Source organism: Salmonella sp. SAL04162 (genome assembly GCF_046551535.1).
Classification (GTDB): Bacteria; Pseudomonadota; Gammaproteobacteria; order Enterobacterales; family Enterobacteriaceae; genus Salmonella; species Salmonella enterica.
Genome location: NZ_JBGDVX010000007.1, coordinates 91,272 through 116,933, shown reverse-complemented (window position 1 = coordinate 116,933; position 25,662 = coordinate 91,272). Strand labels below are relative to the sequence as shown.

The window sequence follows — 25,662 nt, the reverse complement described above, 5'->3', positions numbered from 1 at the left end:
CTACCTAAATTTTGCGCTCGCCCGTTCTGGCGTGCTCAAATCTTAACCAGTTTTCCCCAAAGCGGGGGAAAACCTCCGCCGAAAGTTACGGGTTAAAAGGAACGCTTCTGGCTGTACCGTGTAACAGGGAATGATAAGAGGGTATGCACAGCAGAATCCTCGCCCCGCAAGGTTTCCGCGCCTGTTGTCCAGACTATGACCTTTACAACCAAAATCTTGACGGCGAGGATCTGCTTGATGCAGGTTTTAGTCCAACGTTAATAAAGTGGCTATCCCCATCAAAGTGCAACTGGAATTCAGTTGCACCAGTTTAATCAGGAGGTGTATCCTTTGTGAGCAGAAAGGAAAAGTTAAAAGCGAGGCTTGATACCTTACCTAAAGACTTTACCTGGGACGAGCTTGTATCGCTGATGAATCAGTACGGTTTCTGCATCATTAATGCAAGCCGTGGATCTGGTCGTAAGTTTTACAATAAAGAGAGGGATAAACTTGCTATCTTTCATGAGCCACATCCAGAAAAAACGCTAAAAAAATACGTTCTTAATGATGTTAAAACTTTGTTGGATGAGATTGATGAAAATGAATAACCTGTTTAAATATAAAGGTTACTTTGGCAGTATAAATGCCTCCATAGATGATGACATTCTCTATGGTAAACTTGAATGTATCAACGATCTTGTCACCTATGAAGCCAAAACCATTAAGGCTCTTCACAAAGCCTTTGAGGAGGCGGTTGAGGACTACATTGAAACCTGCAAAGAACTAGGGAGAACTCCAGAAAAAACGATGAGTGGTACATTCAATGTTCGCATAGGATCATCCCTGCATAAAGAAGCATATCTGGCAGCCATGTCGTTAAAAATGTCTTTGAATGACTATGTAAAAAAAGCAATTGAAAATGAAGTTTCAGATAAAAAAGAATTTCATATTCATATAGATAGTCATTATGAAATGAAAAGTTTTACGTTTGATGAGGTCAATAAGCATACTGAAAAATCAGAATGGAAAGGTGTGATTGAGCGGAGGGCCTGGCACTAATGGACTTATCTAAAATTCACTTTCGTGGATTTGAGGTTAATAGTTCCTCATTACAGATTCATAGCGATAAAAAAGGCGGTGCATACAGAATAAAATTTGATGACTTCTCAATTACTCACGACAATGATGGAGATGGTAACTGGCTTCACGTTGATATCAAGCAAGTGGTAGAAGGAACCACATCTGATAATGGAAAAGTTGTACCCGCTTTCAAGGTGACTGTATCACTAACCCTGTTTTTTGTATGCGATTTCGCCGAAAATAAATCGGAAGAGTTTTATCGAAGTAACTTTTGGTTTTTTGAGAACTTTGCTCTTATAGCCACAAAAATTAGTGTCGATAGTATTTTAAAAAATACCGCGCTCGAAGCAATTAATCTCCCCTGGTCCTAAAAAACGTAAAGGTGGTTCTATGCAGAAAACCTACGATTTTGAAAAAATATTCAAGTTACTGAATCAGAGGGAGCAATGTGTTAATGAAGCTGCCCGTCCGTGCAGAACCCTGGATGATGATTTAAGTAGATACAAACACGCCGCATAGTCCATAACCCGGCTTCCATGCCGGGTTTACGCCTTACTCCCCTACTTTTTCCCTGTACTCCCTGTTAAACCTGTCCACAACCTTCTTCATGTTCTGTTCAATCATCAGCACCCTGTCAGCCTGTTGTCTGGCTGTCAGCGTCGGATCTGAGTAAACCTCGTCCCGTTGCTTTCGCAGATTTTTAAGCTGCATCTGAGACTGGTGAGTGATGCCGTTCATCGACAACTGACCACGGTATTTATCCCTGAATGCCGCACGGTCAGCACCGCTTAACGCTTTCAGTTCGACGTTATACTGGCGCAGTTCGTCGATATGGTCGTACATCTTCTGCTGGTCGGCATACGGCATAACCTTCCCTGACAGTTTACCCAGGAACGGGATTTGCTGAGGCGGAATATCAATACCGTTATAAGTTTTAGCAGCAGCATCGATTGTTTTACCCGTGAACCGTCCCATGCCACCGGAAACATAATCAATCCAGTACTTCATTTTATCCGGGTTGATATCGACCGCACCGGAACGGTACTGACTGCCGCCTGTTGCCGTATTAAGCCAGTTCGCAAACGCCTTATAAGCCTCCGGCGTTGAGCGTCGGCCCAGCGTGCTTTCTGGTTTCGGCGTACCACCGGGGAAGTTCTCCTGGTAGATCTGCGTTCCCATGAAGTTCTCATTCACCCACAAATCAGCAACCGGCCTGAAAATGGTCGGCGCAGCGTTTTTGAACAACGTACCCGCCAGTGTTTTTGAGTCCTCACTGCCCAGCGGGTTAAACGCCCCCAGGATACCGCCAGCAATATTACCCGCTGCTTTTGAGGTGGTCATATTGCCACGTGTCACACCCTCCGTAGTGCTTCCCAGCAGGTAGAACATGTTGTAGCCATAGGGCAACGGAATACTCCAGTACTCCCCGGCTTTTCCGCCAAACAGCGATTTCATGATGACAACGTTGTGCTCCTTCACGTAATCCGGCACTTTGTCGTACCAGTTCACGCCGTCATCATCCTGTCCGGCTCCGGCACGGTTCAGGGAACCCAGCAGGTATCCGGCCCCCACCGCCGTCAGCGCCATTTTTTGCGCCATATTGAGATTACCCCAGCGTAACCGCTCCAGTAACGGGCCACTGCCGTTAAGGTGCGCCAGCGACCGCATCATGTTCGCTGTACCCTGAATACTGGCATTGGCGAACATATACAGCGAGTTCAGCAGCACACCCTGCTCACCGCGACGGTTGAAGTTCACCGTCATATTTTTGGCGAGTGATGCAGCCTGAGAACGGGATAATCCCGCATCCCTGGCATGTTTGTAGGCAGAAAGTCTCAGCGAGTTTTCCACCGCACTGTTGGCATCTTCAACCAGTCTTGTGAATGAATGCCAGGACTGAATACCCTGACCTTTCCAGCCACCTTTTGCCAGCGACACCAGCCGGTCCATCTCTTTAGACTTCCCTTCAAGATCATCCATGCGGAACCAGCCCGTTTTGGCCCCATCCTCAACAAACTCTTTCCATGTTTTTTGCCAGTCTGCGCCACTGCCGCTGAGCGTCTTGTCACGCAGGCTGGCGTACACGGCTTTCATCGCAATACCGCTGTCCCTGACGGTCTTCATCGCGATATCACGGCCATTGAGTTTACCGTCATCACGTCCCTGTTCTGCTTTCAGATTCATCACCGCCGTCTGCATATCACGGACGAAGTTACTGACCAGGAATTCAGGGTTAAGGCTGGTGTTCATTGCCGACATAAAGCGGTTTACCCGGGCGAGCGTCTGTATTATCACGTTACCCGTTTCCGGCCCCATGTTCTTCATGGCACGCATCAGGCGCTCATCATGGAGTTTGATGTAGTAGGTTTTACCGTCCTTTTTGGTGGCAAAATACTTGTCTGACATCAGCGCCATTGATACCGGCATTTCTTCAACCTGACGAATGGTATCACCCGTTACCGGGTCTTTTTTCTCCACAATCCTGCGCGTGGTATCCGGCCTTTGGTCGGTGAACACCTGCCAGTAGTCCTTATCCGGGTTATCCTGCACCAGTTTCAGGAGGGTATTGCCCACTTCATTTTTACGACTGCGGATAAGGGATTCGGTTAAATCCTGCATGGCCTGCGTCGAGGGTGACTGAGCTTTGGATTTACGCCCCATAGCACTCTTACTTTCCCTGCCGCTGGTAACGAATCCTCTTCCGGTACGCGGTAATACGCCGTCCGAATCCTGCCCCTTGAGCGGTACGTAGTGCTTATAGGTATCCTGCCAGGCGTCTACGGTCGCGTCTTTTTCAAGGCCGGCTTCACGGATTAACTCACGGCGACGCGCCAGCATATCATCAACAATCCCGGCCAGACGGTCATACTGCGCCTGCTTACCGCTGCGGCGCACGCTATCCATAATCCCTGCCGCTTCCGCGTTCGTCATACCCGAACCGCCGTCCGGCATTTTGGGATTAATTTTCGCGATGTGCAGGTTACGCTCAGGCGCGTGGCGGGCATACAGATATTCATCGAGGGCAGACTGCGGAATGTCATAATCTGCAAGCAGCTTCGCCAGCGGCTTAACATAACGCTCTTTCATTGCGTTCAGGTCATTCTCGGCCTTACCGTGGAACAGCTCTTCCGCCAGATACGCGTTATTACTGTCATCGAGTTTGCCGCCTGAATCGCGAATTTTATCCTGAACAGCCTTCAGCACCTGGAATTTATCCTGTACGTGGCGTACAAAGCGGGCTGCCATCGTCTCTTCCGGGGAAAGTGCGCTTCTGGAACGGGAATAATACGGCCCCTTGCGAATGTCGTCGGGAGAGAGTACATTACTTTCAGAGTCGTGATAAGAATGCTCCCCTTTGGGCAATTGGAGCCCACTGTGCAGAGGGTTATCACGGCTTGATTTTTCCTTCCGATATAGTGCCAACCCGTCTCTTTCCATGCTGTGAATTTTTTTACCGTTTTCCGTACCGTAAACTGAAGCAACACGATTGATTTCTAAACGAGATCTAACCGCCTTCATATGAACAGCGGTAATTACTGGGTCATTATTTTTATCAACCGCATCAAGTAATATTACGACTGCATCTTTCTCAGTAGCTGACTGGTAAACAGCCTTAGGGTCATGCATCAGTTCAGGAAGTTGTTCTATTACATCCATCGGTACATCGTGCTTCACACCATTAGTGGCTTTGCGAATGACATCGCGGGATATCACAAGCGGTAAATCAGGCGCACCAATATGACGTAATACTGGTGGTGTACGCCCAATATCTACCGTCATATCGGTAGAACGCAATGATTTCATCATCTTCGCAAGGTCGTTACGATACCGCTTACCCTCGCCTTCCGGCACTTTGAACGGATCAGGCTTACCCGTACGCGAATAAGATACGCTGCCATTTTCAGACGGTTTGTATCCCTCGCTTACGCGTTGGCCTAACGTCCGGATGGTGTCACGAATGTAGCCGATATCATTCAGGTCAGACGGCTGTAACAGTCCGGTACGGCGCAGCACAGCCTTCACCAGCGAGACGATGCGGTCCCATGCCGCGCCCAGCTTACCCGGCGTGTGCTTCTCCGCCATATGTGCCAGAAACTCGCCCGCCTGCACCTGCGGCGATTCTTCAGCGTACGATGCGTCAACCTTACGCCAGATATCCTTAATCGTGGCGTTATTGCTGTTGCGGGTTCTCAGCACATTATCAACGATGGTTTTATACTCAGCAGGCGTGACAACGCTTTCCATCGCATGGTGGATAATCTCATGACGTAATTTTTCACGTACAGCGCGACCATCGGGCAGATTGTCAGCAACCAGCACAATTTCACGCTCATCAGGACGATAGAAGGCATGGACCTTGCCGTGTTTATCCAGCGATTCACCGGCCAGTTCTGCCGCTTCAGCCTGCGTTTTTACCACGCGAACATCCAGATCGACATCCTTAATGCGGTCCATCACGGTACGGGCCACGGTTTTCACTTTGCGTACGCTGCTGCCCTGAGCCTGAGCATCAGCACTGTGGCCGGTCTGTGAAATCACATTACCTTCCGGCGTACGCTCCAGCCCCTTACGGGAATAAAACGCCACGCCTTTGTCTGTCTCGCGGGTTTTCAGGGTGTTGAACAGTTTATCGAATGCCTGACGGATACCGCCGTCCAGTTCTGCGTTAGTCGGGTAGGCGTAAGTATCCGGTGTGCCGTGGTCATCAGCCTTACGGATATTCACCAGATAATCGTTCTCAACGCCAGCGGCTTTGGCCTTATCCTGTACGTAACGCTCAAAGGCACGCGCAGACATTTCAACATAGGTAGACCAGTACGGTTTGCTGCGAACATCATCGAGGAGGAGACTACGACGACGCATACCGCTATTGTTAACAGCCTTCACGACGCCCATAAATGCGTCATACACCTCCTCCCGCACAGGGTATGCTTCAGGCTGATACAGACTCCCCCGGGTATCACGTGCGGTCATGAACCTGTCGCCGGAAGCAACATCACTATCCCTGGCGACGTCATGCTGCCCGAAGTAGTTGTCCAGCGCGTGGAACCACTCATGCGCAAGAGAACCGGCCCCGTTACCTTTGGTGAGGTTAATCGCCACCTGCCCTGGTTCATAGTGGGCAGCGGCGGCATTTTTGCCACCCTTACCCCGCGCACCAAATGCCAGGCCAAGACGACCATTCAGGGAAAGTGCCTTAGCCGGAACTTTCAGCACGTCCGACATATCCATCAGCGAATCATATGCCCGGTTGAGGTCAGACTGACGACGCGGTCCCTCCACGTAGTTACCGAACTGCACGCCACGGAAACCAAACGCATCACTGAACTTCTCCGGCGTAACGTCACCTTCACGACGATCGGGACCTGAGCGGTCACGGTTGGAAGCATTACGCTGTTCCTCGCGGGACTGTTCACGCAGCGCATTCAGTTTTTCCAGCAACCCGGCGCGGTGAGTTTTCGTGTATTCGCGGGCTTCGGCTGGCGTTTTAAAACCACGCTGAAGCACGGTTTTATTTTTACCGTATGCAATGAACACTTCCCCCGAGCGCTTATGCTGGTAGATATCCAGTTTCGTTTTATCATCAGCAGACTTCGGGGAGCCGGACTGCTGGTCAAAATACGCCTTCGCTTTTTTATGCAGGTCATTCAGGTCTTCCGAGTCCAGAACACTACGGCCTTTATCGTTTTCCAGGGAGTGGATCACCTTCGGCGGGCTGTACTCCTTACCCCCGAACATGCTGTAGGCGTGGGTTTTGACGCGGTAGCCTGACGCCTGCTCAATCTGTGCAGGTGACAGTCGATGTAACATCTCCCAGGTGTTCACTATCTCGCGATAATGCGAACCTTTTTCCTGGCTGATACGGTCAATGAATTTATCGGCGGGCAGACTGCCATCCAGCAACTGTCCGGCGGTATCACGGACTTCCTCAACCTGTTTTGCCCAGCGATTCAGGCGATGGGATGCACGGGGCTTCGCGGGTATCATGTTGCGTAACAGCGCCAGCATTGCCAGTGTTTTATTATCCGTTCCTTCCGCAGCCATTTTTTCATAGTCCGGCTTCGGAAACAGTTTGCTGAACGGCTGAGTTCTGTAGTCTTCTGCCGTTTTATCCGTATTCAGATCATCAGCCAGTACCGCGCGGCGATGTTTGGCTGCGCCGTGGATCACCTCACCGAAATCATCAATTTTTTCGCCGGATTTTTCGGCCGCAGCTCGAGGGGATTCTGTCTTTTCCGGCTCCTGAACTTCGGGTTGCGATGGATTATTTTCACCCTCATCAGCCTTTGCCGCCATTTCGTGCTTTTCGATAAGATGATCAGCATAGTCCATCGCCGTTTTGCCGATATCCTTCTCAAACAGGAAACGACCATCAGGATGTTCCAGTCGGCGCGTACCGTCTTTCTCTCTTATGCGCCAGCCATCCGCCACACGATTTTCCACCAGTTCACGTACTGACGTAATTTTGCCATCGCTTTTTATGCTGCTGGTCAGGTAATTACGTGCGCGTTTACGGTGCATTTCCCCGTCTTTGGTTGCCAGAAATGACGCCAGCGCTTCATCGTGCTTCTTCTCGCGTTCTGCTGCAGCCTTTTCATGCTTCTGCTGCGCCTGCACCATCCGGTCAGCCTCTTCCAGGCGGGCGCGACGGTCTTCCATCTCCTGCTCATGTTCAGTTTTACCACCCTCCCGACCTTCCGGCGCGGGCAACTCACGATAAGACTGTTCACCCCGGAATGTTTCACCCTGGCGAGGTACACCTTCAGGTGAGACGGACTGACGGCCTTTCTCGTAGCTTTGCCCCTGTACCTCACCAGTCGTGGTGTAACGTCCGCCACGACCAGCGGGAGGTTCGTCAGGCATATGGCGCACGTCTCCCGGCATCGGATAACCCTGACCCGGATGGATATCACCAGGTGAAGGCAGACGCGGACGCTCAGCCAGTTCATTATCAGTAGGTCCTGAGTCCCCTTTAGCCATCTGCTCATGCACCAGTTCTTCTGGTGTCGGCGCATTACGACGGGTCAGGTGCTGCTGAACTTCCGTCGGCTCGTCAGTAAAATCGCGGAAGCGCGGATCACGCATAAAGGCGGGAATTTCCATCGGATCAGTGGTTTTTGGCTTATCCGGTATGCGCTCACCCATCGCCAGGGTGTTAATCACTCCCCTTGCGCGGTCTTCGGATACCTGCGGGTTATCCATTTCAACCGCATACTGACGATCACCTTTTTTAACGATTTCCGGCTTTAACCCGGTCTGCTCAGCGTTACGGAAAACATCACTGTTTTTTGCGCTGCGTGCGTCGGAAAAATAATTGTTATCGGAACGAACCTTCTCAATACGCTCAGGTGGGCGCGGAGACCCCTGTGTGATCTCGATATGAGGTATGTCATCACCGAAACGTACTGTAGGTACAGAAATACTCTGCTTCTGTGGCGCTTCTGCCTGTTGTGGTTGTTCAGTCGCTTTCGGCTGCGGTTTCAGTACCTGACGTGCGGCTTCCCAGCGTATTTGTTCAGTCTCATTGCGCTTCTCTTTCTCGTTGAGGTCACGATATTCCGCCAGTACCTCATTACGCGGCTTACCCTGCATCTCACCAACGATACCCTTCAACTGGTCAGTACGCTCCATCTCTTTGAGAAGACTATTAGACGCATGTTTACGATATACCGCATCAACATCATTTTCGGGCGCAAGGTCGGCATCAGTATAATGCTGTAACAGTTCGTCGCGACTCAGACCGGAAAACTGCTGGCGGTAACTTTCAACGGGGTCGGCGGGTTTCGTATGCGGGGAATCCTGCGCCATTTCGCGGGCGCGTTGCGCTTTAGCATCAAATGCCTCACGCGCGGCATCGGTTCGTTGCATATCAGGCTTACTGTTACGACCGCGAACACCAGAAACAATACCGGCACCACCGCCGAGAATACCGCCCAGCAGCGTACCTTCTCCTGTTGCATGTGCCACACCCTGCATGTGATCGGTAGCAATACCCGCATCTTCATCACGCGCCACATTCTGCGCATACTGTGAGTAGCCGGACTGGAGACCGTTCAGCGTACCTTCCCTTAATGCACCTTTGGTAAATCCCCCAACAATGCTTTTTGATACGCCGTTCAGTACCATATCCGCCACGGCCTTATCGCCCATCATGGTACTGCCGATATTGACGGCGAGAAGTTTAGGGTCGGTTGCGACAGACATACCAACCCTGTTCGCCAGTTGTTCTTTCGCCACCTGAACCCTATCAGCGTCGCTGAGATGGGCGTATTGTGGGTCACTCTGAACTGACTGATACAGATTCACAAAGGTCGGGGAAGAAGCCAGTTCCTGCGGCGAGGCATTCAGCACCCCCTGCGCTGCTGACGCTGCGGTATTACCCTGAGCATCAGCCGTACCACTCGCGATAAAGCCATATTTGCTGGCGGTTTTGCCTGCCTGTGTTGCTGCCGTCTTTCTGGCTGCGATTTCCATCGCATCATCAGCAACCTTTTCTGCGGCTTCTTTAGTCAATCCCTTTCTGACAAGCCCGGATACGGCTTCCCGCCTCAGTAATGCTGATGTAACCCCTTTTGCCGCAATGCCTTCCAGTCCCCCGGTTAGCGCCATTGAGCCTAAATCACCAAACACATTAGCCAGATTCAGCGTCAGTCCGGCTATGCTACCTGTAGCTCCCTGCTCAAGGGCATTTTTCGCCTGTTCGGAATAACCGGACTCCAGATCCTGTTTCCAGTCGCTTACCCCCTCCTGGAGAGCCTGTCCGCCTTTATGAAGAAATCCGCCAATATCAGACAAAGCAGACTTTGCCACAAAATGGTCGGGCGATAATTCACCCGCTTTTTTCTCCAGCCATTGACCGCCAAAATTCGCCATCGCACCCACACCTTCAGGCAAATTAGCAGCACCAGATGTGACCGCAATACCATAATCCTTCATATTCGCGCCGGTACGGTAATCCTTGACGTTTCCGGGAGTCAGGGTGTCAAGGTAAGCATGATAGTCAAAAGGCTGCTCGTCAGGTTGCTCGATATTCAGATCGGTACGGTTAGGGTTTATTTTTTGCGCTTCGGGACGTACATCAGGAATTAAAGGCATTATTTATGCTCCTTAAAAACAGAAAAGCCTGCATAAGCAGGCTCAGGAATTATCAATAAAACATGTGTATCAGGACTAAACAGGGGGCAGACGTTGTTTACCGTAATTCTCTTTTATCAACCTGTGTGTTTCGTCGTTACTGGCTTTCTCCATGGCCTTTTTCGCTTTTTTTCTTTCATCCTCAGCTTTGCTTGCGGCTTTTAAAACCTCATCCTTTTTCAGCATGCCCAGATTTCCCGTCTGCACATAATAATTGACCGCATCAACCGCATCGGAATTACCTGCAATTTCGGGATCTTCCAGTAATTTTTTTGACGCACCATCTATCTGCGACTGCTGAACCCTCGCCTTCGCGCCAGGAAGCCCAAGCCTCGCCTCGAACTGGTCGACCGCTACCTGTCCATCTGTTCCACCTCTTGCCGCGCTCGCATAAATCTTAGCCTCTTCTTTCTGGATATCAGCCTTTGAAAGTCCCTGCGGTTGCTGCAAATACTGAAGGTAATTGTGGCTGGCTTCGACACGCGATGATGCTGTATCCAGTAATCCGTGAATACTGACGCGTTTCACATTATCCCGTAAATCAGAACTCCGGTTCTCCGTAATGGGTTTAATCGCCTCCTTTCCATCTGCATATTTCACTTTGACAAAGACGGCGACATCATCAGCGGAATGATGGTTATGGTCACTCTTATCCGGTACAGGGGCAATATGGTGTACCTGTGCAGATACTATTTTTTGCCCGGTTTTCGGATCAACCTGACCAACGGAACGATTGGCTTCTGTCTGGAAAAGAGGTGCAATATCACCCATGTTTTCGTTAATGCTGTGCAGGGTTGCCATCGGGTCTTTATGCGCTTCCGGCGACGACATGATGCTGTAGAGTTTTTGCCCGGCTGACACCGTTGACTGTGCGTACTTTGGATCTTTCAGTATGCGAACAATCGGAATGCGATCATCAGCATCAGCAGCCATGTCTTGTGCTGCACTCCAATCTCCCGCCTGAATAGCATTCGTTATCCCTCTCGTTATAGGTTCATTCTGCTGCATCATCTGCTGATACTTCGCATTGTTCATCCTGAAATCATATTCCTCCTTTTGCATCCCCAGACGCTGCCGCTCCATTCCTATACGGGCACCTGACTCAGACTGTTTTAAGCCAAACTCCTTTCCCCAGTGCTCATCACCCACTTTTTCCCTGCTCAGCGTGTGCTGATAATCACGATCGCCTGTCTCTTTTTCGTAGCTAAATCTGTCCTGCGCCATCTGATAGTTACGATCGGCGTTCTTCTGTTCCTGAGCCAGTGCAGCCTCACGCAGCCCCAGCGCCTTACGCTGCTGCATCGCATTATCAACGGTACTGAACCCCGCCAGTAAACCCTCAGCAAATCCGTCCATATATCACCTCTCAGAATAGTGAGCCGAAAAGACCGCCTGCGACAGCACCTATCCCGGCACCTATTGCTGTTCCAATACCAGGCACAACAGAACCAATCATCGCTCCTGTGGTCGCACCAGTCGCCAGTCCAGTACCAATATTCTGCTTATGCTGCATTTTGGCCTGTTCTTTCATCTGCTTGTTCATCATTTCGCGCTGTTCATTCAACTGGTCAGCCTCACCCAGCCCCTGCATTGCCTCTTTGCGCGTCTGATTTGCCGCGTCAAGTAATCCGTATCCCATCTTATGTTCCCGCGTTATTGTTACTGCCGCCGCCGATATTAAGCTGCTGGCGTACAGGTGCTGCCCCGCCAGTCAGAATGTTCATCTGGCGGTCCTGTTGCGCCTCGCGAATCCCGTTCTTCGCACCGGCTATTGCCAGCGCCGAGCGTAACCCCAGGGTGTTATCCTGCGGATTCTGCGGCCTGATAGTCCCGTAACGTGCCATCTGGTTATTCAGCCCGAGCTGTGCAGACCGCAAACTTTGTGCCGCTATACCGCCTGTTCTGTCCAGTTGAGCATTCATTAGCTGGTTGTCAGTACCCAGATTCATCAGGGTTTCAAGCTTCGGGTAGTATCGGTTCACCCAGTCGTAATACTGATCGCGTGTGAGCTGCGCGAATGTGTCGGAGGCATAATGATCACTCATACATTTTCTCCCTTAGAAATTAAACCCGCTGGCATAATTCTGAATGGCGTTAGCGCCAGTACCGGGACCCGCGCCAGAACCGCCACCGCTCTTGTTACCCAATATATTCACGGCATAACCACCCAGCGCCCCCAGACCTGCGCCAACCAGTGAGGAGTTACCCTGACGCCGCATATACGCCGCCTGAGCGTCAACGCCCGCCTTACGAAGACTGTTTTCTGCCAGATTGTTGTACCCCTGCAACGCATCGGCTTTCTGTCCTGAACCGAGAGCAACCACATCCTGCAACCCTGCGATATACTTATCAGCCTGAGAAGACTGTACGCGGTTGGTTGCATCAGTCTGACCAGTTGCCTGTTCACCGGAAATGTCGTTCAGCGCCCCCTGGAATTTACCGCTCCCCGGATCAACACCAGCGGCTGCAAGCTGGTTAGCAGCCTGATTTCTGACTTCACCAAACTGTTTCTGATAACCGAGATTCGTCACTCCGGCGAGGTTCTGGTATTTGCTCTCGTCGTTCAGTTTGTCCACGTCAGCCATGAAGATGTTCTCCATTGGCTTCAGTCTTTGGTTGTATAAGTCCCACTGTTTACGGGCGATTTCTGCCTGCGCTTTCTGCTGCGAGGTCTCCTTGATTTCCCCGCTGCCTCCGCCACCTTTACCCATTTTCTGGCTCCTTATATGAAAAAACCCTGCCGGAGCAGGGTTGTGTTGTATTCGTATTCAGTCTTTATGGCGATCTGTCTATTTCTTTATGTGTGCCGATCTTGCGCATAATGGCGACATCACCCTCTATCTCAAAGCTGATTTTATGGCTGTGATTTCGGGTTGCGTGAATGGTAAAAATTGAGGGATTCATGTAAGTTCTTAATTTTTCGAAGTTGATACTTTTTGGCATCGTTTTTTGGCGAAGATCGTTTATCGCTTTTGCTGCCTGTCTTTTTATATCATCAGACAACTGATTAAATCGCCTCATAAACGCCGGATATACATCAAATCTTACTTCATTTATTTTCATTGCTTACCCCCAGAAAACGGTAAATCTCCTCTTCCGTTCTCAGTGGGGTTCCTTCATATCTGGGGCCGCAATCAATGTTATGTTCTTCAATCAACCATCTCATTTTTTCCAGCATATCAAACAATGCCTTAGCCATACCTGTAGTATCGGTATAGGCTTCCATTAGCTTGTCGTCATGGTAATGATTGCATATTGCAGTAAAGTCAGCCTTTTGACGGGTCAGCATATCGTAGAAACTCTTCAGATTACCCTGCTCAATCTCAAACAGATTTAATACATCATCAGAAACGATATCGTTCGACGCCTCTACTTCACTCAGTAATGCGCTACCTGACTCCATCCTTACCAGAAATATCTGCATCGCGGTGATAAGCTTTTCACGCAAATTTGACAGTTTCTCCGTGGGCTGGCGACTTATATACCAGTCCCCCTCAAGGTTCTGGCTAAGCCCTGAAGTATAAACTCTCAATTTTCCTTCTATGCCAGCTTTTTGCTGTAAGGATTGCGCTAACATGACCTTCTCCACTCATCATCATCTACAGACTAAATTATATACTACACCCGGATACGAAACACCATGAACCCGTCTTCATCATCCGGCATCCGTTCAAATCCAAGCCGCTTTCCCAGACGGATAAAACCTTTACGCGTCGTATGAAACTCCGCCCAGCGACCACCGGACATGCGGGTTAATTTCTTTACCTCCGGCAGATACCGCGCCACGCCGTCATAACCATCGCAGATCCCCAGCCAGACCAGTACATACGGAACGCCGTCTTTCACCATCGGTTTAAGGACCAGTTGGCAATCCGGCGCACCAAAACAAAACGCCTGCTTTTTACGGCAGGCGTCCTGTATTTCAGTCAGCAGATTCGGGTTGCCGGTATCATCCATTACCCGCTGCATATATCGTTCGAGTTTTGTCATGATCAAGCCTTTGACATCCATATTACATGCGGAGGGAGTGGCATGACGCCGCCGTGATAACTGTACGTTCCGGAGATTGTGGCCGCAGTGCCTGCGCCCAGTCGGTAGACTTTGATATACATATAATCATATGATGGTACATGGCTTCCACCGCCATGCCCCGGACTTCCACCCTGCCAGGAGCTTCCCGTCTGCCATCTGGCTATCTGAACAGAAAGTACCGGCCACTGCTCAGCGTCATTCAACCGGATATTGAAATCCCCCATCATACAGACCAGATTCATATCAAACATCTGCGGGGGAATATATACGCTGTTCCCGTTGACAACATATGTCTTCGCAATATCACCTTCAATCTGGTTTGCCCTGACGGTGCCATCAACCTGACAGTTGTTCAGTATATGCACATCATTCAGCGTCCCCTTGTTCACACTGAGGTTATACGCATTCAAATCGTAAAAGTTTCCCCCGCGCGAGGTTACGTTATTCAGGGTTGCGTTAACGGCATTCATGTTACCGTTGGAGTCAACCGTAAAATTACCGTTGCTGATAGTGGCGCTTCTGATATAGGGGGCCGTCAGCGTTGCTCCAACCTTAACTTCATCTGCCACAATTTGCTGGGCTGCCAGCGTTTGAACCACCGCGTCATAAATCACTGCTTCCTGAATCACAACTTTTCCGCCGGACACCGCAAAAGGATACGCCGTATTGCCGGGGTTATTCGGGTCAAAAACAAACAACTGAGATGAAGCTATTGCCACCTGACTTACCGGATTACCTGCCGCGTCTTTTCCGGCAACAATACCAATACCTGCTGTTATTCCTGCGGCACTCGCTTTTTGTCCCCACATAGCCTGAAACGCCTGGCCGCCATCTTCACTGATTTTCTCTATATGCTCATTCGTGGCTTTTGCTGAATCACTGATTTCCTTTTTCAGTTCCTCAACAATCGGGGATTTAGCCGCTTCATCATGTATCTGGTCAATCACAGCCTGCACATCAATCTGCGTTTCTGCCGTGGTTCCGTCTGGCGAGTTATACGGACCAGACACGCCTGCCGAGTTAACAAACCGTATCCAGTAAAACCCTTTCCAACCCGGATCAACCGGATCGCTGTAGACCTGCCCCGGAGTTGTACCCACGAGGACTGCATCAGAAAGGTTATCTTCGGTTCCCCGCCAGATTTCAGTCATGGAATGCCCGTTATATTTCGGCATCACCCACTCAAGCAGCACATAGCCAAAACCACCTGTCACCTGAAAACCTTCCGGCTTTGTGGGACGTTCAGGCGGCAATGGCTCAGGAAATATACCCGGCCCCAGACCAGGCGTCAGTCCAACCCTGCCTCCCCCACTGGCATTTATTTTCGCCAGTTTCAGTTCTGCCAGTTGACGCTGTGTGACAAACGCATCTTTCCCGTCTCCACGCTGGCCAGTGCCAATCTCCATATTCTCAACAACGGCGGCTAAATCCTTACCCGCACGCCACGGTTTTTTACTCATGCCGGCATCTCCGCCATCGATGTACTGAGGGTGATTCGCTCAACCTGCCCAAAACCTGACACTTTGAGATACCATTCACGGCCTGTTACTGGCGGCAGTTTCAGCACTGAACCTGACAACACGCCTGGTGGTAACTGGATCACCAGCTTGTCGTCGGCAAATACAGAAATCCCAATCCGTTCAGGGTATGGAGCTTTTATTCTCAGGCATGAGAAACTGGTATTTTCCTGAGCAATAAACGTTTTTGAGCGCCATACAAAAGGCAATGGCGTGGTTGCGCCCTGTGACATAAACAACTCCCGCCCTTTTACCAGGTACAACGTATCGGTTGCCGTATCGTTATACGCCGTGTCGAACATCGTGCTCATCTGCCGGATATCCATATCCTGCGGACTGAAGATGAAGGCGGCCTGACTGCCATCTTTTTTCGTATAGCGGGCCACATACTCACCGCGATACTGGTATGCTTTGACGGATGGCGGGTTAAACATGTCACGCCACTGCTCCGGCGAGAGAATTTTTTCCGTAGCAATAAGCGCGTTACCATCACCACTCACCGAAACAAGCCCGTTCGTGCCCGCATAGAGTACAAAACCGTCCATCACAACCATGCTTTGTCTGCTGACACACGCCTGCGTTAACGGCAGCTTTGCCCCTGAAATATTTGACGGTGAAACACCGCTGAATAAATAAGGCTGTCCCTTCGTCGCAATAACCAGCGCCGTTCCGACCGGAGCGATGGCGACAATATCATCCTCTGTAGTCTGCCTGTACGAATCAGGCCATGCATAAGGCAGGAACGCTTCAGAAAACATCACCTCGTTTCCGGCAAATCCGGCAGCAATACCGTTTGCCATCATACAAAGGCCTGTCATATTGTCCGGCGGCATAACATAGTGCCAGGTTTCCAGTGCGGGGCCGAGTTGCTCAGCCAGCAAATCATCGTGAAATGACAGTACGCCTGCATCCAGTTCAGTCACCAGCAGGAAATCAGCATTACCGCCACCAGAAACAGAACGGTAAATGCGCCTGCGGGTAATATTCGAATTCTGTAGCGGGGGTGGCTGCATGGTTAAATCAACGGAACCACCTTTTTTCACCGTCACTTCCAGCGACTGTGGACCAGGTGGACCCTCTTCACCATAAGCGGTGACAAAGGTCTGGGTATAAAAACGGGTTTCGTCGTCCTTAGCGTCGTCCTGCTCCTGTGGCGAATAATTATTATCACCTGCTCCTGTTGCTTTATGTGCAATGTCGGTAGCAATATCAATGATTGTTTTCGCCACGGGCCCGCTGGTTTTATCAGGCGAAGGAATGGAAGCCTCTGGAGTATCGCTGGTGACACTGGCTGTAACCGGCGCAGTCACAACACACGTTATGACACTGTCCGGAGCTGGTACACCAAGCCGGTAGCTGTTGGCCGGATACGGACCGCTACCCGATGTCGCAATCTGTGCGCTGGTCACTTTCGGATACTGCCCGTCGGTATAATACACACGTCCGTAAGGGTCCTGCGCGACAGGGCTACGAAACACATCGACAATTCCGCTCCAGGTAAACCATTTATTCAGGCTGTACAGGAAAAGCGTTTCCGGATTCATGTCGAGTATTACGTCGCTTTTTTGGTCATCATTCACTGACGTAATCACGCCAAACCGGAAATGACAGTTCTGTGCCAATGCGGCATAACCATCCGGCAACATATGAGGAAGTACGCGCGGCATCTCGCCGTGCATGGAAACAATATCAATAGCAGGCACGCTGGATACTCCTGGTTACAGGTTGATTTTTTATGGCTGTTTATGAAAGAAATAGTATGTCCGATATCAGAAGGTGTCTGATGGTACAGGCGTGTTTATGGAGCGCTGACCGCTAACAATAACGGGAGTACTGCTTATGAAAACGGCCATACGCATACTTGTTCTTACTATGGCAATGATTGTATTCGCTTTCCGGCGTGCAGATGTCGCCAGCAGACCTGATTATGTTGAAGAAGATTCTGTTTTTTAAAAAGTCAGAATGCTGGAATGAAAGCCTTCTGTTCCTGGTTTTCAGAAGTGTAATGATTGCGATGCAGATCATCTGTGTTGTGTTTGTTCTGGTTGGTACGTTTGACATCATACTCCACAATGTCGGAGAACTACAGAAAGGATCGCCAGGCACTATCATCAGAAGCGAATGATTCGTATTGATGTCCACCATCTACAGGTTCTGAAAATAATGTTTTGTATTCATTGAGTATATTATTTTCACCTGGCCCGCGAGTTATTTTTGTTATATTTCAACTATAAATAATTCCATTACATTCATGAATATTTCAGATATGTCAATCTGAACTTGATTTATATCAAATTAATATGTTTGTTATTTATGGCATAAACGAGTTGCCATTGATACGTGGCACACGGCAGTCCGCTATAGCATAATAACAATGTTTCAGACGACTACCTTTAGGGCGCTCATGGGGCGCCCTTTTTTTTTATTGACTTTTCACGCCCAAAACATAATTAATAATCTGTGACGTCTGGGGTATACACGACGCAACAGTAGACAGCCAAGACGGCCTGCGCTCCGGACGTCACACCTTCATAGCCAGATGGTCAGGATAAACAGAATGATCGACTCACACGGATGGTATTACGTACTCCTTATGGTAATTTTCGCGTTAATTGTGATCCTGATTGAGCGATATTTCTGACTGATAATTCCCCCCACCAAACCACCGTACGGACAGGCCTATCAAAATCCGCTTCCACTTTGACACTCCAGGTGCTATCGAATATCAGATCCGCCTCTTTACTTCGTGCGTAGTGCGTACATCCAGTAGTGTATTATCGTCGCTGTTTTCGTCACTGACGTTGAAGATGAATGACTCTTGTACGCACCATAAATAATGGTCCAGCATTTCGAAAATTGCCAGATTTGTGAGCTGTCTCACGGTAATTGCAATTCTGCCTGTATGATAAAGGAATTGTTTTAGAAAGCGTTGTCTACCATCAGTATTCTTTGAATTACTTGACTATCGTATTTCTGGGTGCTTCGTTGTGCTGCACCCGTTTTTTTTAACTCCCTTCCGGCCAGCCAACCACATAATTCTGAATCGCCTTATAGTCCGTTAATTTGTCCACTTCTTCTTTCATCTGGCGCTGGCGTTCGTGGATTTTAAACCCCTGAATTACCATGTTCTGCTGCATGGCGGTTTCCAGCGCGGTGAGTTCGTCAGCGGTCATCGGCACATCGATGTTGTCGGCGTCTGTCCAGAAAAAGCCAGACGGAAGCTCGCCGGATTTAGCCACGGAAACGACTGGCGCAAGGCGTGTTTGTGACGCTTTACCACAATCCCAGCGGTGTCCGTTGAGAATGAACAGATAGTTGCCATTTTCCAGCATGTCACGCCAGCCATTGATTTCAGCGTGTTTAGCATCTTTTGCTGACTGAAGCATTTCTGGCGTGGCGGTGAAGGGAACAATATGTCCGTATTTACCGGACACAAGATCATTGTAAAGCTGTACGCCATAAGGTTCAGGGTCGTTTTTTGTGGCGATATACGGCAGATACAACGGCGTTCCATCTGCGGCTGTTAAATCATCGAAACGAACATCGGCCATTATCGTGCCATTTTCACCGTACCTTCCGTTCTTCGCATCGGTAATCACTGTCGTGGTCATCTTTTTGTACCTAAATACCTTATATTTTCTGTTGACATTTACTGCCTGCGTACACCAAAAAAGACACGAAGTACCTGTTTTCTACGAGAGCACCATCAGGTGCCGTACATTTAGCTATCCCTGTAGGGGGCCCCGCAAGCAGCCCCCTCTTTTTTTGATTGACATTTATCCGCTGCATACGCGAAAAAATGCCTTAAGCATTAGATTTACCAACGCAGGGAGTACCTACAGGTGCCAAACGCCTCTCCATATTGCAATCGGGGCCTTGCGAATGGCCCCGTCTTTTTTTGCCCGGTGAATTATTCAGAAGTGTTAATTATGAAAGTTGTTGCACACATAATCCTTCTCATTTCTGCCATGATCGTGTTCAGTTTCAAGCGTGCAGATGTCGCCAACAGACCTGATTATGCTGAAGAAAATTCTGTTTTTTAAAAAGTCAGGATATCGGACTGAAATGCTGCCATTTCTGATTTTCTACTGGTTAATAATTGTCGCGCAGATTATCTGTATTGCGGTATTACTGATTGGTACGTTCGATATTATTCTCAACAATGTCGGGGAGCCTGTAGAAGGGTCGCTCGGCACAATTACCAGAAGTGAGTGATAACGGTTGACTTCCACTGACTTCCTGCGTAGAAGAGACATAACAAAGAGCACCATAAGGTGCCTTACACATTCCTCTTTGACGTGGGGCATTCAGATGCCCCCTTTTTTTGATTGTTACTCTACGGATGGTTTGAGTGATTTCTTCATACGGATTGTGTTGTATTGCTATTTTATTGCTCGTTGCCGTAATTATTATCCTGACAGATCGATATTCTTGAAATCAGTCAAAAATCAGCGATTTTTTTGCTGTTCCTCATCAATTCTGTCATAAGTGAATGGTGACGCCCGAATACACGACGCAACGTGTTCTAGGATTTAACTCACGCTATCGGGCGTCACACCTTCTCCAAAACCCGGAAAAGACAAGGTAACCACTCTCCCTACAACATAGCGCTCATCACTCTTTTAAGGAGGCAGGCATGAGCATGAATATGATTTTTCTTTCAGGGATTGCCATCATGATTGCACTGATTGGTGTAATGCTTTTGATCATTCATCAATTTTTGCATGGGCACGACAGTTAAATATTAGCTCCGATTTCCGCCGGGATATGTACAGCAGAACCAGATGGTAACCCTCTCACCCGGCAGAAATATTCAGCATTGTGACACTGCCCACAGATACACTGAGCCTGTGCATGAAATAAGGGTAGCCTTATAAAAAGATATTTATCCAGCTATTCTGTTTTGATTATCAACAAGGGGCGCTCTCAGCCCCTCTTTTTTTGTTGATGGCAGAACATATCTTTGTCTTATCAGTCACGAAAAAATACTTCTATGGTCTTGATTTATTATATCTGGTGATGAAATAAGTAACCGACCCGCCCCAAAGCAGGCGGGATATTTTATCTATGCAAGCATTCGGGGTGCTCATGGGCGCCCCATTTTTTCCTACTCCGCGCCCTTATTAACCATATCCAGCTTAAACTTCAGGTTCTCCGCGCTCCAGTTCCCACCGTTCGCTGGCGTGGTCAGTATCCTGCTGAATGTGGTGTAACCTGCGGTATCAGCATTTCTTTCGGTTATCGTTTCTGCCGGAAGCTGCGTTGTGCCTTCCGTTATCTGGTAGTTAAGGCGGTTATTAGGCGCGATGGAATCTTTATAGACAATATTCAGGGATGCGCCCAGTATCGACTTTCCGGCAATATCCGGAGCGTTAAACGTAACGCTCGCGGGCTGTTCAACAGGTTTAATTGCCAGTGCGCCCATATCGTTATTCGGGTCCAGGGTGTTTAACACCGTCACGATGTCCTGATTTTTCGTGTTGCTGTGTTTGTCCCCGGTATAGCTGGCAACGGTGAACGGTTCCAGGGTGAGATTACCCAGCAGTTGCGGCGTTACCGTTCCGTCGCTGTTGTAGTCCAGTTCGGCAATGTAGATATCATCGAACATAAAGGTAAAGCCATCATCAGACGCTACCGTGAAACTGTCGGTATTCACCCCGATGCGGATAATAAGCGGAATATTAACACTGGTGCTTATGGAGTACTGAGAAGCCCACACCTGTTTTTTGTTTACATACGCATACGCCTTATCTTTACTTACCACAAATTCATAATAAGCGCTGCTGTCCTCCGCAAGAGTGGTTGCTACAGGAGTACTGGATATAGTGCCATTTCCACTAACGACATTCATCATTTCAACGCCACGCCAGTTAACAGGCACTGCACTCTGGGTTAGCCGTACTCCTGCCTGGATTGCTTTGTTATTTAGCTGGCTTGAGTCTTTCTGAATCACTACATTAACATAGCTGACGCGCTGGCTTTTTGGCGTCTTACCCACAAGGCCATGAAAGGTGTTCCCCAGTACGGTCATTTTCCCGATGCTGAACGCCGTGGGATTATTTGAAATACCATTGACTGCATTGATACCACAGTTATTTAACGCCAGTACCGGATAAACACCCAGCGCACCCTGCGTAATTTGTTTAAATCCGACAAGCTCTCTGATATTCAGCGCTGCCAGGGGATTTGTTGATTCAGCCATTTCAGGCCTCCGTCACTAATAAATAACCGTATACGCTTTTTACCGGAACGCTGAGTACGTTACCGGCGTTGATGGTGGTGCCGTTGATGGTCTTTACCGGAATGCTGAGCGTATTACCACCACTGACCACACTGCCGAAAGCACTTTTTACCGGGACAGACTGACCGCTACTGTTCAGTGTGGTGCCGTACACCTGTCTCACGTTAATGAATGTCTCCGGGTTATACCGGTTGCCGTTCAACAACAACATAAACATGCCTGCCTCCTTACACGGTCAGCGCCGTAGTGCCGGTCAGCGTTTCGCCATCCCACAGAATGCTGATAACGGTGCGGGTATCGGCCAGTTTCGGGATCTCATTCTGCGACCACACCAGATTATCCGGCCAGGTTATCGCGCCGCCCTTACCGTGGAACACCAGCGCAATCACTGTCGCCCTTCCTGCCGGAAGGTTCGTGAACGTCACCGTGTTGTCCTGTGTTCCGTCGAGGGTAAAAAGCTGATGTGCTGTAGAGTTCACTTCACCCGTTGATGCAGCCACGCCAACATCAAACGCGCCCTTCTGCACCCATGCGCCGTCCTGCCTGACATAACAGACACCGTCAGACGGTGCCTCATGTACATCAACGCTGGCAGCGGCAGCTTCTGCGGCGGTTCGTGCTGTTTCCGCACGCAGTGCATCTTTCGTCGCCGATACGGCTCTGTCACTGGCAGTAGCCTCACTGGTTGCGGCATTGTCCCCGGACGTTTTTGCGGCGTTCTGGCTGGTCAGGGCGGCTGCAGCGCTGGCGGCAGCGTTTTTTTCTGAGGTGGACGCAAGGTCCGCTTTCGCGTCCGCCCGGTTTGCGGCATCAAGTGCATTTTTTTCACTCAGTTGCGTCTGTCCGGCTGAAACAGCCGCTTTTGAAGCATTATCGGCAGCGGAAGACTCCGATGATTTTGCAGCCTCTGCGCTGGCCGCCGCAATCCCTGCCTGCGTTTGCGCATCAGTTGCATGATCTGCGGCTTCCGTTGCGGATTTCCCAGCGTTTAATGCCGAATCAGCGGCCTTTGTTGCGCTCAACGCCGCATCTGATGCGCTTTGCCCTGCATTTGTTTCGTGGGTTGCGCTGGCCTGTTCGTGCAGCGCTGCGGCTTTCTCACTGGCATCGGCTTTTGTGGCGGAGTTCGCCGCGCTGGTTTCACTCCCCTTTGCAGCCAGTGCTGAACCTGCTGCGCCTTTTTCTGACAGGGCAGCATCACTGGCGGCTTTTTCGGCGGCGTCTCCTGAACCTGCGGCGCTCAGGGCTGACTGGCTGGCACTGTCCGCATACTCCGCTACTTTCGCCCGAATCAGTTCCGCTGCAGCAGGAGCGACTTTTTCAGCGGCCTCTGCTGCTGCATGGTTTGCTGCTTCCTGAGCAGCTTTCGCCTGATTTTCAGCTTCAAGCGCTGAGTTTTTCGCCGCTGCGGCCTCTTTTCCTGCTTCTGTGGCACTTAACGCTGCATCGGATGCCGAATTCCCTGCGTTGGTGACTGCATCCTGTAAATTCTGAGCAAACTGTTCCGCGCTCTTCTCACTGTCTGCCGCACTGGCCTCAGAACGCGCCGCCGCTCCAGCACTGACCTTTGCGTCTGCGGCTGATTTGGCTGCATTATCCGCACTGACCGATGCACTGAGTTCAAGCTGTCGCATGGTTTCAAGATCATCAGCAACGCTATTCTGTATCTGCCGAAAATCCACCAGAAGTTCATCAGAAATACTGACTTCAACCAGGTTACGGCGCAGTACCATATTGAGCGTCACCGTGGTTTCGGTGCCATCAAGGCGAAAGCTGCCATAGACCTGACTTTTCCCGTTCACGGCAACCGTCAGTGAATACGCACCGGGTAAAACGTTCATACCGTAATAACCGGTATCGCTGGTGACCGCCGAAGCGCTGACGCCAGCCAGTAAATCAGGTGAGGTGGTCAGTGCGGTCAGTGTGATTTGTGCCCCGGCAATGATATTGCCTGTGGGTGATTTGAGAGTACCTGCAACCAGAATGCTCACGCTGTACCTCCGTCAAACTGAGCCTGCTTCATCTGCGCTATAAACCTGTCCGTGTTCTGTTTGATCCCCATCTGATCTGCAAAAGCCTGATAATGCTGCATGGCCTGTCCTGTATTTGCCCCGCCAGCCGCATCCTTGCTGAAAGCCCGGAACAACATCCAGTCAACCAGCGGGTTAACATATACTTCATCAATACAGTTTTCGGTTTTGTCCTCCATGCTGCTTATCGTTATGACATCAGGGATACGACAGACAACAGCATCAATGCTGACACTTTCATCCGGCGCCGGGAAAAGGTAAAAAATACGGGGAGTAATTTCGCTGTAGACATAACGTTCAGGCACACCACCCAGGGAATGCCAGTCCGGATAATCATGATCGAGAACATCACGCGGAACGGGTAAAAGCGAGTTACCGTCCGTCAGGCGAATAACATCAATGAGCCTCAGTGCCCCGGAGGGTAACGCCTGTCGTGAGCCGGGAACACATTTCAGCGTCTCAACCGAGGCTCCGGCATCAGGGCGGGCCAGTATGACGGCGCGAACAGCATCATTGTAGTGGTCGCACAACTCCGCCAGCGGCCAGCGAAGCATTAGCGTGTCCAGGAGCTGCGTATTCACGCGCCCGATAATTTCTGCAACTGTCATCAGAAGAACCTTTGCCTGCGAACCGGATTACGGAAGGGAGAAACCGGGCTGATATCCAGTGCATCACGATATGCCCGGCGATAACCATCGGTGAATTTTTCGCGAAAATATTCTGACCGCTGCGGGTCCTGCCAGGGTTTACCTGCCTGCATGAATAAAAGGGAAGCCGCCCCGTCGGCAATCACCTCCGGATAATCCAGTAAATCATCCGGTACGGTCTTCGAATCTGCCCGGGGTGCCACGGCAAGCAGCACGTCCACCGTGTTATAAGAACGGAAAAACGTCAGGGATTTATCCGTGGAAATATCAACGTCGCTGTCCGCAAATAACTCCCGTTCCGGTGTGGCAATGCGAATAATCCGTGTACAGGAAACCGGGGCATCGTCACTCACCAGTGGATAGATCACCCCGGCTTCCGGATTCAGGGTGACGGTACGGCGGCAGTACAGCGACTCACGACAGAAAGTAATGGCTGCCTGCAACACTGCATCGGCCATCATAATATTCAGCGGCCCGCTGATACTCCGCCTGACATATGGCAGAAAGTCATTCGGCGAAGCCATCCTGAACACCCCTTACTTTCAGCGCATCACGAACGCGAACACGGAAGTCATCGGTGCTCTCTTTAGCCCCTTTTTTCAGGCCGAGTTCTTCTGATTCACTCAGCGTCATCAGATGTGCCGAGGTGTATTTACTGATATCCAGCTCATCACTCTGAACATTGACGACGAAACTGTTTTCCGCTGCCAGACGGGCTTCGTCCTCAAGCTGTCGAGCCAGTTCCTCTTCCTTAAGCCGCTTTTCTTCTTCCTGCTGTTTCAGCGTTTCCTCCATCTGCTCATGGCGAACCCAGACGTCCTTAAACTCCAGCAACTGGTACGCCACTTCACTGTCCACATGAACGGGCTGAAGACGCGGGAACACGGCGCGACTTCCGGTAATGGTGTCGCGTTTCACATTTTTTTCACCGATATAAACGATGGCAATTTTTTCGCTCATTTCTCTTCCTCAGAAAAAAGTAAGCCCGCGCAATGGCGGGC

21 protein-coding genes and 1 pseudogene are annotated in these 25,662 nt (G+C 50.0%); 4 read left to right on the top strand and 18 right to left on the bottom strand.

The window, feature by feature from the left end:
- The first annotated feature begins 332 nt into the window (after positions 1–332).
- The 3 genes from ACLJRH_RS15595 to ACLJRH_RS15585 are packed head-to-tail and all read left to right on the top strand — an operon-like array spanning position 333 to position 1,430.
- The gene (locus tag ACLJRH_RS15595) at positions 333–587 is read left to right on the top strand and encodes a type II toxin-antitoxin system HicA family toxin (protein WP_410958061.1); all 255 of its coding nucleotides are present in this window, start codon (positions 333–335) and stop codon (positions 585–587) included.
- Entirely contained in the window at positions 574–1,038 is a 465-nt protein-coding gene (locus ACLJRH_RS15590; protein ID WP_410958060.1) for a type II toxin-antitoxin system HicB family antitoxin, read from the top strand. Before ACLJRH_RS15595 ends, ACLJRH_RS15590 begins: the two co-directional genes overlap by 14 nt.
- Positions 1,038–1,430 carry a hypothetical protein gene (locus ACLJRH_RS15585; RefSeq protein ID WP_410958059.1) on the top strand — a complete coding sequence of 131 codons (393 nt, stop codon included), beginning with the start codon at positions 1,038–1,040 and terminating at the stop codon, positions 1,428–1,430. The genes ACLJRH_RS15590 and ACLJRH_RS15585 overlap by 1 nt, the downstream gene beginning before the upstream one ends.
- A gap of 181 nt (positions 1,431–1,611) precedes the next feature.
- On the opposite strand, the gene ACLJRH_RS15580 is transcribed toward ACLJRH_RS15585, so the two are convergent.
- The 12 genes and pseudogenes from ACLJRH_RS15580 to ACLJRH_RS15525 all read right to left on the bottom strand — a co-directional run bounded on the left by ACLJRH_RS15580 (position 1,612) and on the right by ACLJRH_RS15525 (position 19,354).
- On the bottom strand, positions 1,612–10,155 hold the full coding sequence (locus ACLJRH_RS15580; protein WP_410958058.1) for an LPD38 domain-containing protein: 8,544 nt from the start codon (positions 10,153–10,155) through the stop codon (positions 1,612–1,614).
- Positions 10,156–10,230: 75 nt separating this feature from the next.
- Positions 10,231–11,550 (bottom strand): hypothetical protein, encoded by a 1,320-nt coding sequence (locus tag ACLJRH_RS15575; protein ID WP_249025116.1) that lies wholly within the window; start codon positions 11,548–11,550, stop codon positions 10,231–10,233.
- A 10-nt stretch (positions 11,551–11,560) separates the two neighbouring features.
- A complete protein-coding gene (locus ACLJRH_RS15570) occupies positions 11,561–11,833 on the bottom strand; it encodes a glycine zipper domain-containing protein (RefSeq protein WP_080858572.1) in 273 nt (90 codons plus the stop codon).
- A 1-nt stretch (position 11,834) separates the two neighbouring features.
- Positions 11,835–12,239, bottom strand: coding sequence for a hypothetical protein (locus ACLJRH_RS15565; protein ID WP_410958057.1), 405 nt, complete (start codon positions 12,237–12,239; stop codon positions 11,835–11,837).
- Between the two features lie 12 nt (positions 12,240–12,251).
- Complete coding sequence (locus ACLJRH_RS15560; RefSeq protein ID WP_410958056.1) at positions 12,252–12,905, bottom strand: hypothetical protein; 654 nt, start codon at positions 12,903–12,905, stop codon at positions 12,252–12,254.
- Between the two features lie 64 nt (positions 12,906–12,969).
- Complete coding sequence (locus ACLJRH_RS15555) at positions 12,970–13,257, bottom strand: hypothetical protein (RefSeq protein ID WP_410958055.1); 288 nt, start codon at positions 13,255–13,257, stop codon at positions 12,970–12,972.
- Positions 13,244–13,771 (bottom strand): hypothetical protein, encoded by a 528-nt coding sequence (locus tag ACLJRH_RS15550; protein ID WP_410958054.1) that lies wholly within the window; start codon positions 13,769–13,771, stop codon positions 13,244–13,246. Before ACLJRH_RS15550 ends, ACLJRH_RS15555 begins: the two co-directional genes overlap by 14 nt.
- 41 nt (positions 13,772–13,812) lie before the next feature.
- Positions 13,813–14,184, bottom strand: coding sequence for a hypothetical protein (locus ACLJRH_RS15545; protein ID WP_410958053.1), 372 nt, complete (start codon positions 14,182–14,184; stop codon positions 13,813–13,815).
- 2 nt (positions 14,185–14,186) lie between these two features.
- Complete coding sequence (locus ACLJRH_RS15540; protein WP_410958072.1) at positions 14,187–14,615, bottom strand: phage tail tip protein; 429 nt, start codon at positions 14,613–14,615, stop codon at positions 14,187–14,189.
- A 36-nt stretch (positions 14,616–14,651) separates the two neighbouring features.
- Positions 14,652–15,686 (bottom strand): annotated as a pseudogene (locus tag ACLJRH_RS15535) (DUF1983 domain-containing protein); the annotation flags it as partial.
- Positions 15,683–17,287 (bottom strand): hypothetical protein, encoded by a 1,605-nt coding sequence (locus tag ACLJRH_RS15530; RefSeq protein ID WP_410958071.1) that lies wholly within the window; start codon positions 17,285–17,287, stop codon positions 15,683–15,685. The pseudogene ACLJRH_RS15535 and the gene ACLJRH_RS15530, both read right to left, overlap by 4 nt.
- Positions 17,288–18,748: 1,461 nt before the next feature.
- The gene (locus tag ACLJRH_RS15525; RefSeq protein ID WP_410958052.1) at positions 18,749–19,354 is read right to left on the bottom strand and encodes a DUF4376 domain-containing protein; all 606 of its coding nucleotides are present in this window, start codon (positions 19,352–19,354) and stop codon (positions 18,749–18,751) included.
- 454 nt (positions 19,355–19,808) lie between these two features.
- Between ACLJRH_RS15525 and ACLJRH_RS15520 the strand changes: the two genes are divergently transcribed.
- Positions 19,809–19,958 carry a hypothetical protein gene (locus tag ACLJRH_RS15520; RefSeq protein ID WP_410958051.1) on the top strand — a complete coding sequence of 50 codons (150 nt, stop codon included), beginning with the start codon at positions 19,809–19,811 and terminating at the stop codon, positions 19,956–19,958.
- An 892-nt stretch (positions 19,959–20,850) separates the two neighbouring features.
- Here the strand turns inward: ACLJRH_RS15520 and ACLJRH_RS15515 are convergent.
- From ACLJRH_RS15515 to ACLJRH_RS15490, 6 genes are read right to left on the bottom strand one after another with little or no spacing between them, the layout of a single operon-like run.
- Positions 20,851–21,945, bottom strand: a complete 1,095-nt coding sequence (locus tag ACLJRH_RS15515) for a hypothetical protein (protein WP_410958050.1) — start codon at positions 21,943–21,945, stop codon at positions 20,851–20,853.
- A 1-nt stretch (position 21,946) separates the two neighbouring features.
- A complete protein-coding gene (locus ACLJRH_RS15510) occupies positions 21,947–22,201 on the bottom strand; it encodes a hypothetical protein (protein ID WP_410958049.1) in 255 nt (84 codons plus the stop codon).
- Positions 22,202–22,211: 10 nt separating this feature from the next.
- Positions 22,212–23,975, bottom strand: coding sequence for a carboxypeptidase regulatory-like domain-containing protein (locus tag ACLJRH_RS15505; protein ID WP_410958048.1), 1,764 nt, complete (start codon positions 23,973–23,975; stop codon positions 22,212–22,214).
- Positions 23,972–24,625: a DUF6682 family protein gene (locus ACLJRH_RS15500; RefSeq protein ID WP_410958070.1), complete on the bottom strand. Its 654-nt coding sequence runs from the start codon at positions 24,623–24,625 to the stop codon at positions 23,972–23,974. Before ACLJRH_RS15500 ends, ACLJRH_RS15505 begins: the two co-directional genes overlap by 4 nt.
- The gene (locus ACLJRH_RS15495; RefSeq protein ID WP_410958047.1) at positions 24,622–25,185 is read right to left on the bottom strand and encodes a hypothetical protein; all 564 of its coding nucleotides are present in this window, start codon (positions 25,183–25,185) and stop codon (positions 24,622–24,624) included. The genes ACLJRH_RS15500 and ACLJRH_RS15495 overlap by 4 nt, the downstream gene beginning before the upstream one ends.
- Entirely contained in the window at positions 25,169–25,621 is a 453-nt protein-coding gene (locus tag ACLJRH_RS15490; protein WP_088760053.1) for a hypothetical protein, read from the bottom strand. Before ACLJRH_RS15490 ends, ACLJRH_RS15495 begins: the two co-directional genes overlap by 17 nt.
- Positions 25,622–25,662 lie beyond the last annotated feature (41 nt).

What these genes read in the sequence shown, in the direction of transcription:
- ACLJRH_RS15525 (WP_410958052.1), bottom strand. Translation starts at nt 19,354, where the DNA reads ATGACCACGACAGTGATTACCGATGCGAAGAACGGAAGGTACGGTGAA.
- ACLJRH_RS15530 (WP_410958071.1), bottom strand. Translation starts at nt 17,287, where the DNA reads ATGAATCCGGAAACGCTTTTCCTGTACAGCCTGAATAAATGGTTTACC.
- ACLJRH_RS15575 (WP_249025116.1), bottom strand. Translation starts at nt 11,550, where the DNA reads ATGGACGGATTTGCTGAGGGTTTACTGGCGGGGTTCAGTACCGTTGAT.
- ACLJRH_RS15545 (WP_410958053.1), bottom strand. Translation starts at nt 14,184, where the DNA reads ATGACAAAACTCGAACGATATATGCAGCGGGTAATGGATGATACCGGC.
- ACLJRH_RS15495 (WP_410958047.1), bottom strand. Translation starts at nt 25,185, where the DNA reads ATGGCTTCGCCGAATGACTTTCTGCCATATGTCAGGCGGAGTATCAGC.
- ACLJRH_RS15490 (WP_088760053.1), bottom strand. Translation starts at nt 25,621, where the DNA reads ATGAGCGAAAAAATTGCCATCGTTTATATCGGTGAAAAAAATGTGAAA.
- ACLJRH_RS15590 (WP_410958060.1), top strand. Translation starts at nt 574, where the DNA reads ATGAAAATGAATAACCTGTTTAAATATAAAGGTTACTTTGGCAGTATA.
- ACLJRH_RS15515 (WP_410958050.1), bottom strand. Translation starts at nt 21,945, where the DNA reads ATGGCTGAATCAACAAATCCCCTGGCAGCGCTGAATATCAGAGAGCTT.
- ACLJRH_RS15550 (WP_410958054.1), bottom strand. Translation starts at nt 13,771, where the DNA reads ATGTTAGCGCAATCCTTACAGCAAAAAGCTGGCATAGAAGGAAAATTG.
- ACLJRH_RS15580 (WP_410958058.1), bottom strand. Translation starts at nt 10,155, where the DNA reads ATGCCTTTAATTCCTGATGTACGTCCCGAAGCGCAAAAAATAAACCCT.
- ACLJRH_RS15560 (WP_410958056.1), bottom strand. Translation starts at nt 12,905, where the DNA reads ATGGGTAAAGGTGGCGGAGGCAGCGGGGAAATCAAGGAGACCTCGCAG.
- ACLJRH_RS15555 (WP_410958055.1), bottom strand. Translation starts at nt 13,257, where the DNA reads ATGAAAATAAATGAAGTAAGATTTGATGTATATCCGGCGTTTATGAGG.
- ACLJRH_RS15585 (WP_410958059.1), top strand. Translation starts at nt 1,038, where the DNA reads ATGGACTTATCTAAAATTCACTTTCGTGGATTTGAGGTTAATAGTTCC.
- ACLJRH_RS15510 (WP_410958049.1), bottom strand. Translation starts at nt 22,201, where the DNA reads ATGTTTATGTTGTTGTTGAACGGCAACCGGTATAACCCGGAGACATTC.
- ACLJRH_RS15570 (WP_080858572.1), bottom strand. Translation starts at nt 11,833, where the DNA reads ATGGGATACGGATTACTTGACGCGGCAAATCAGACGCGCAAAGAGGCA.
- ACLJRH_RS15565 (WP_410958057.1), bottom strand. Translation starts at nt 12,239, where the DNA reads ATGAGTGATCATTATGCCTCCGACACATTCGCGCAGCTCACACGCGAT.
- ACLJRH_RS15520 (WP_410958051.1), top strand. Translation starts at nt 19,809, where the DNA reads ATGCTGCCATTTCTGATTTTCTACTGGTTAATAATTGTCGCGCAGATT.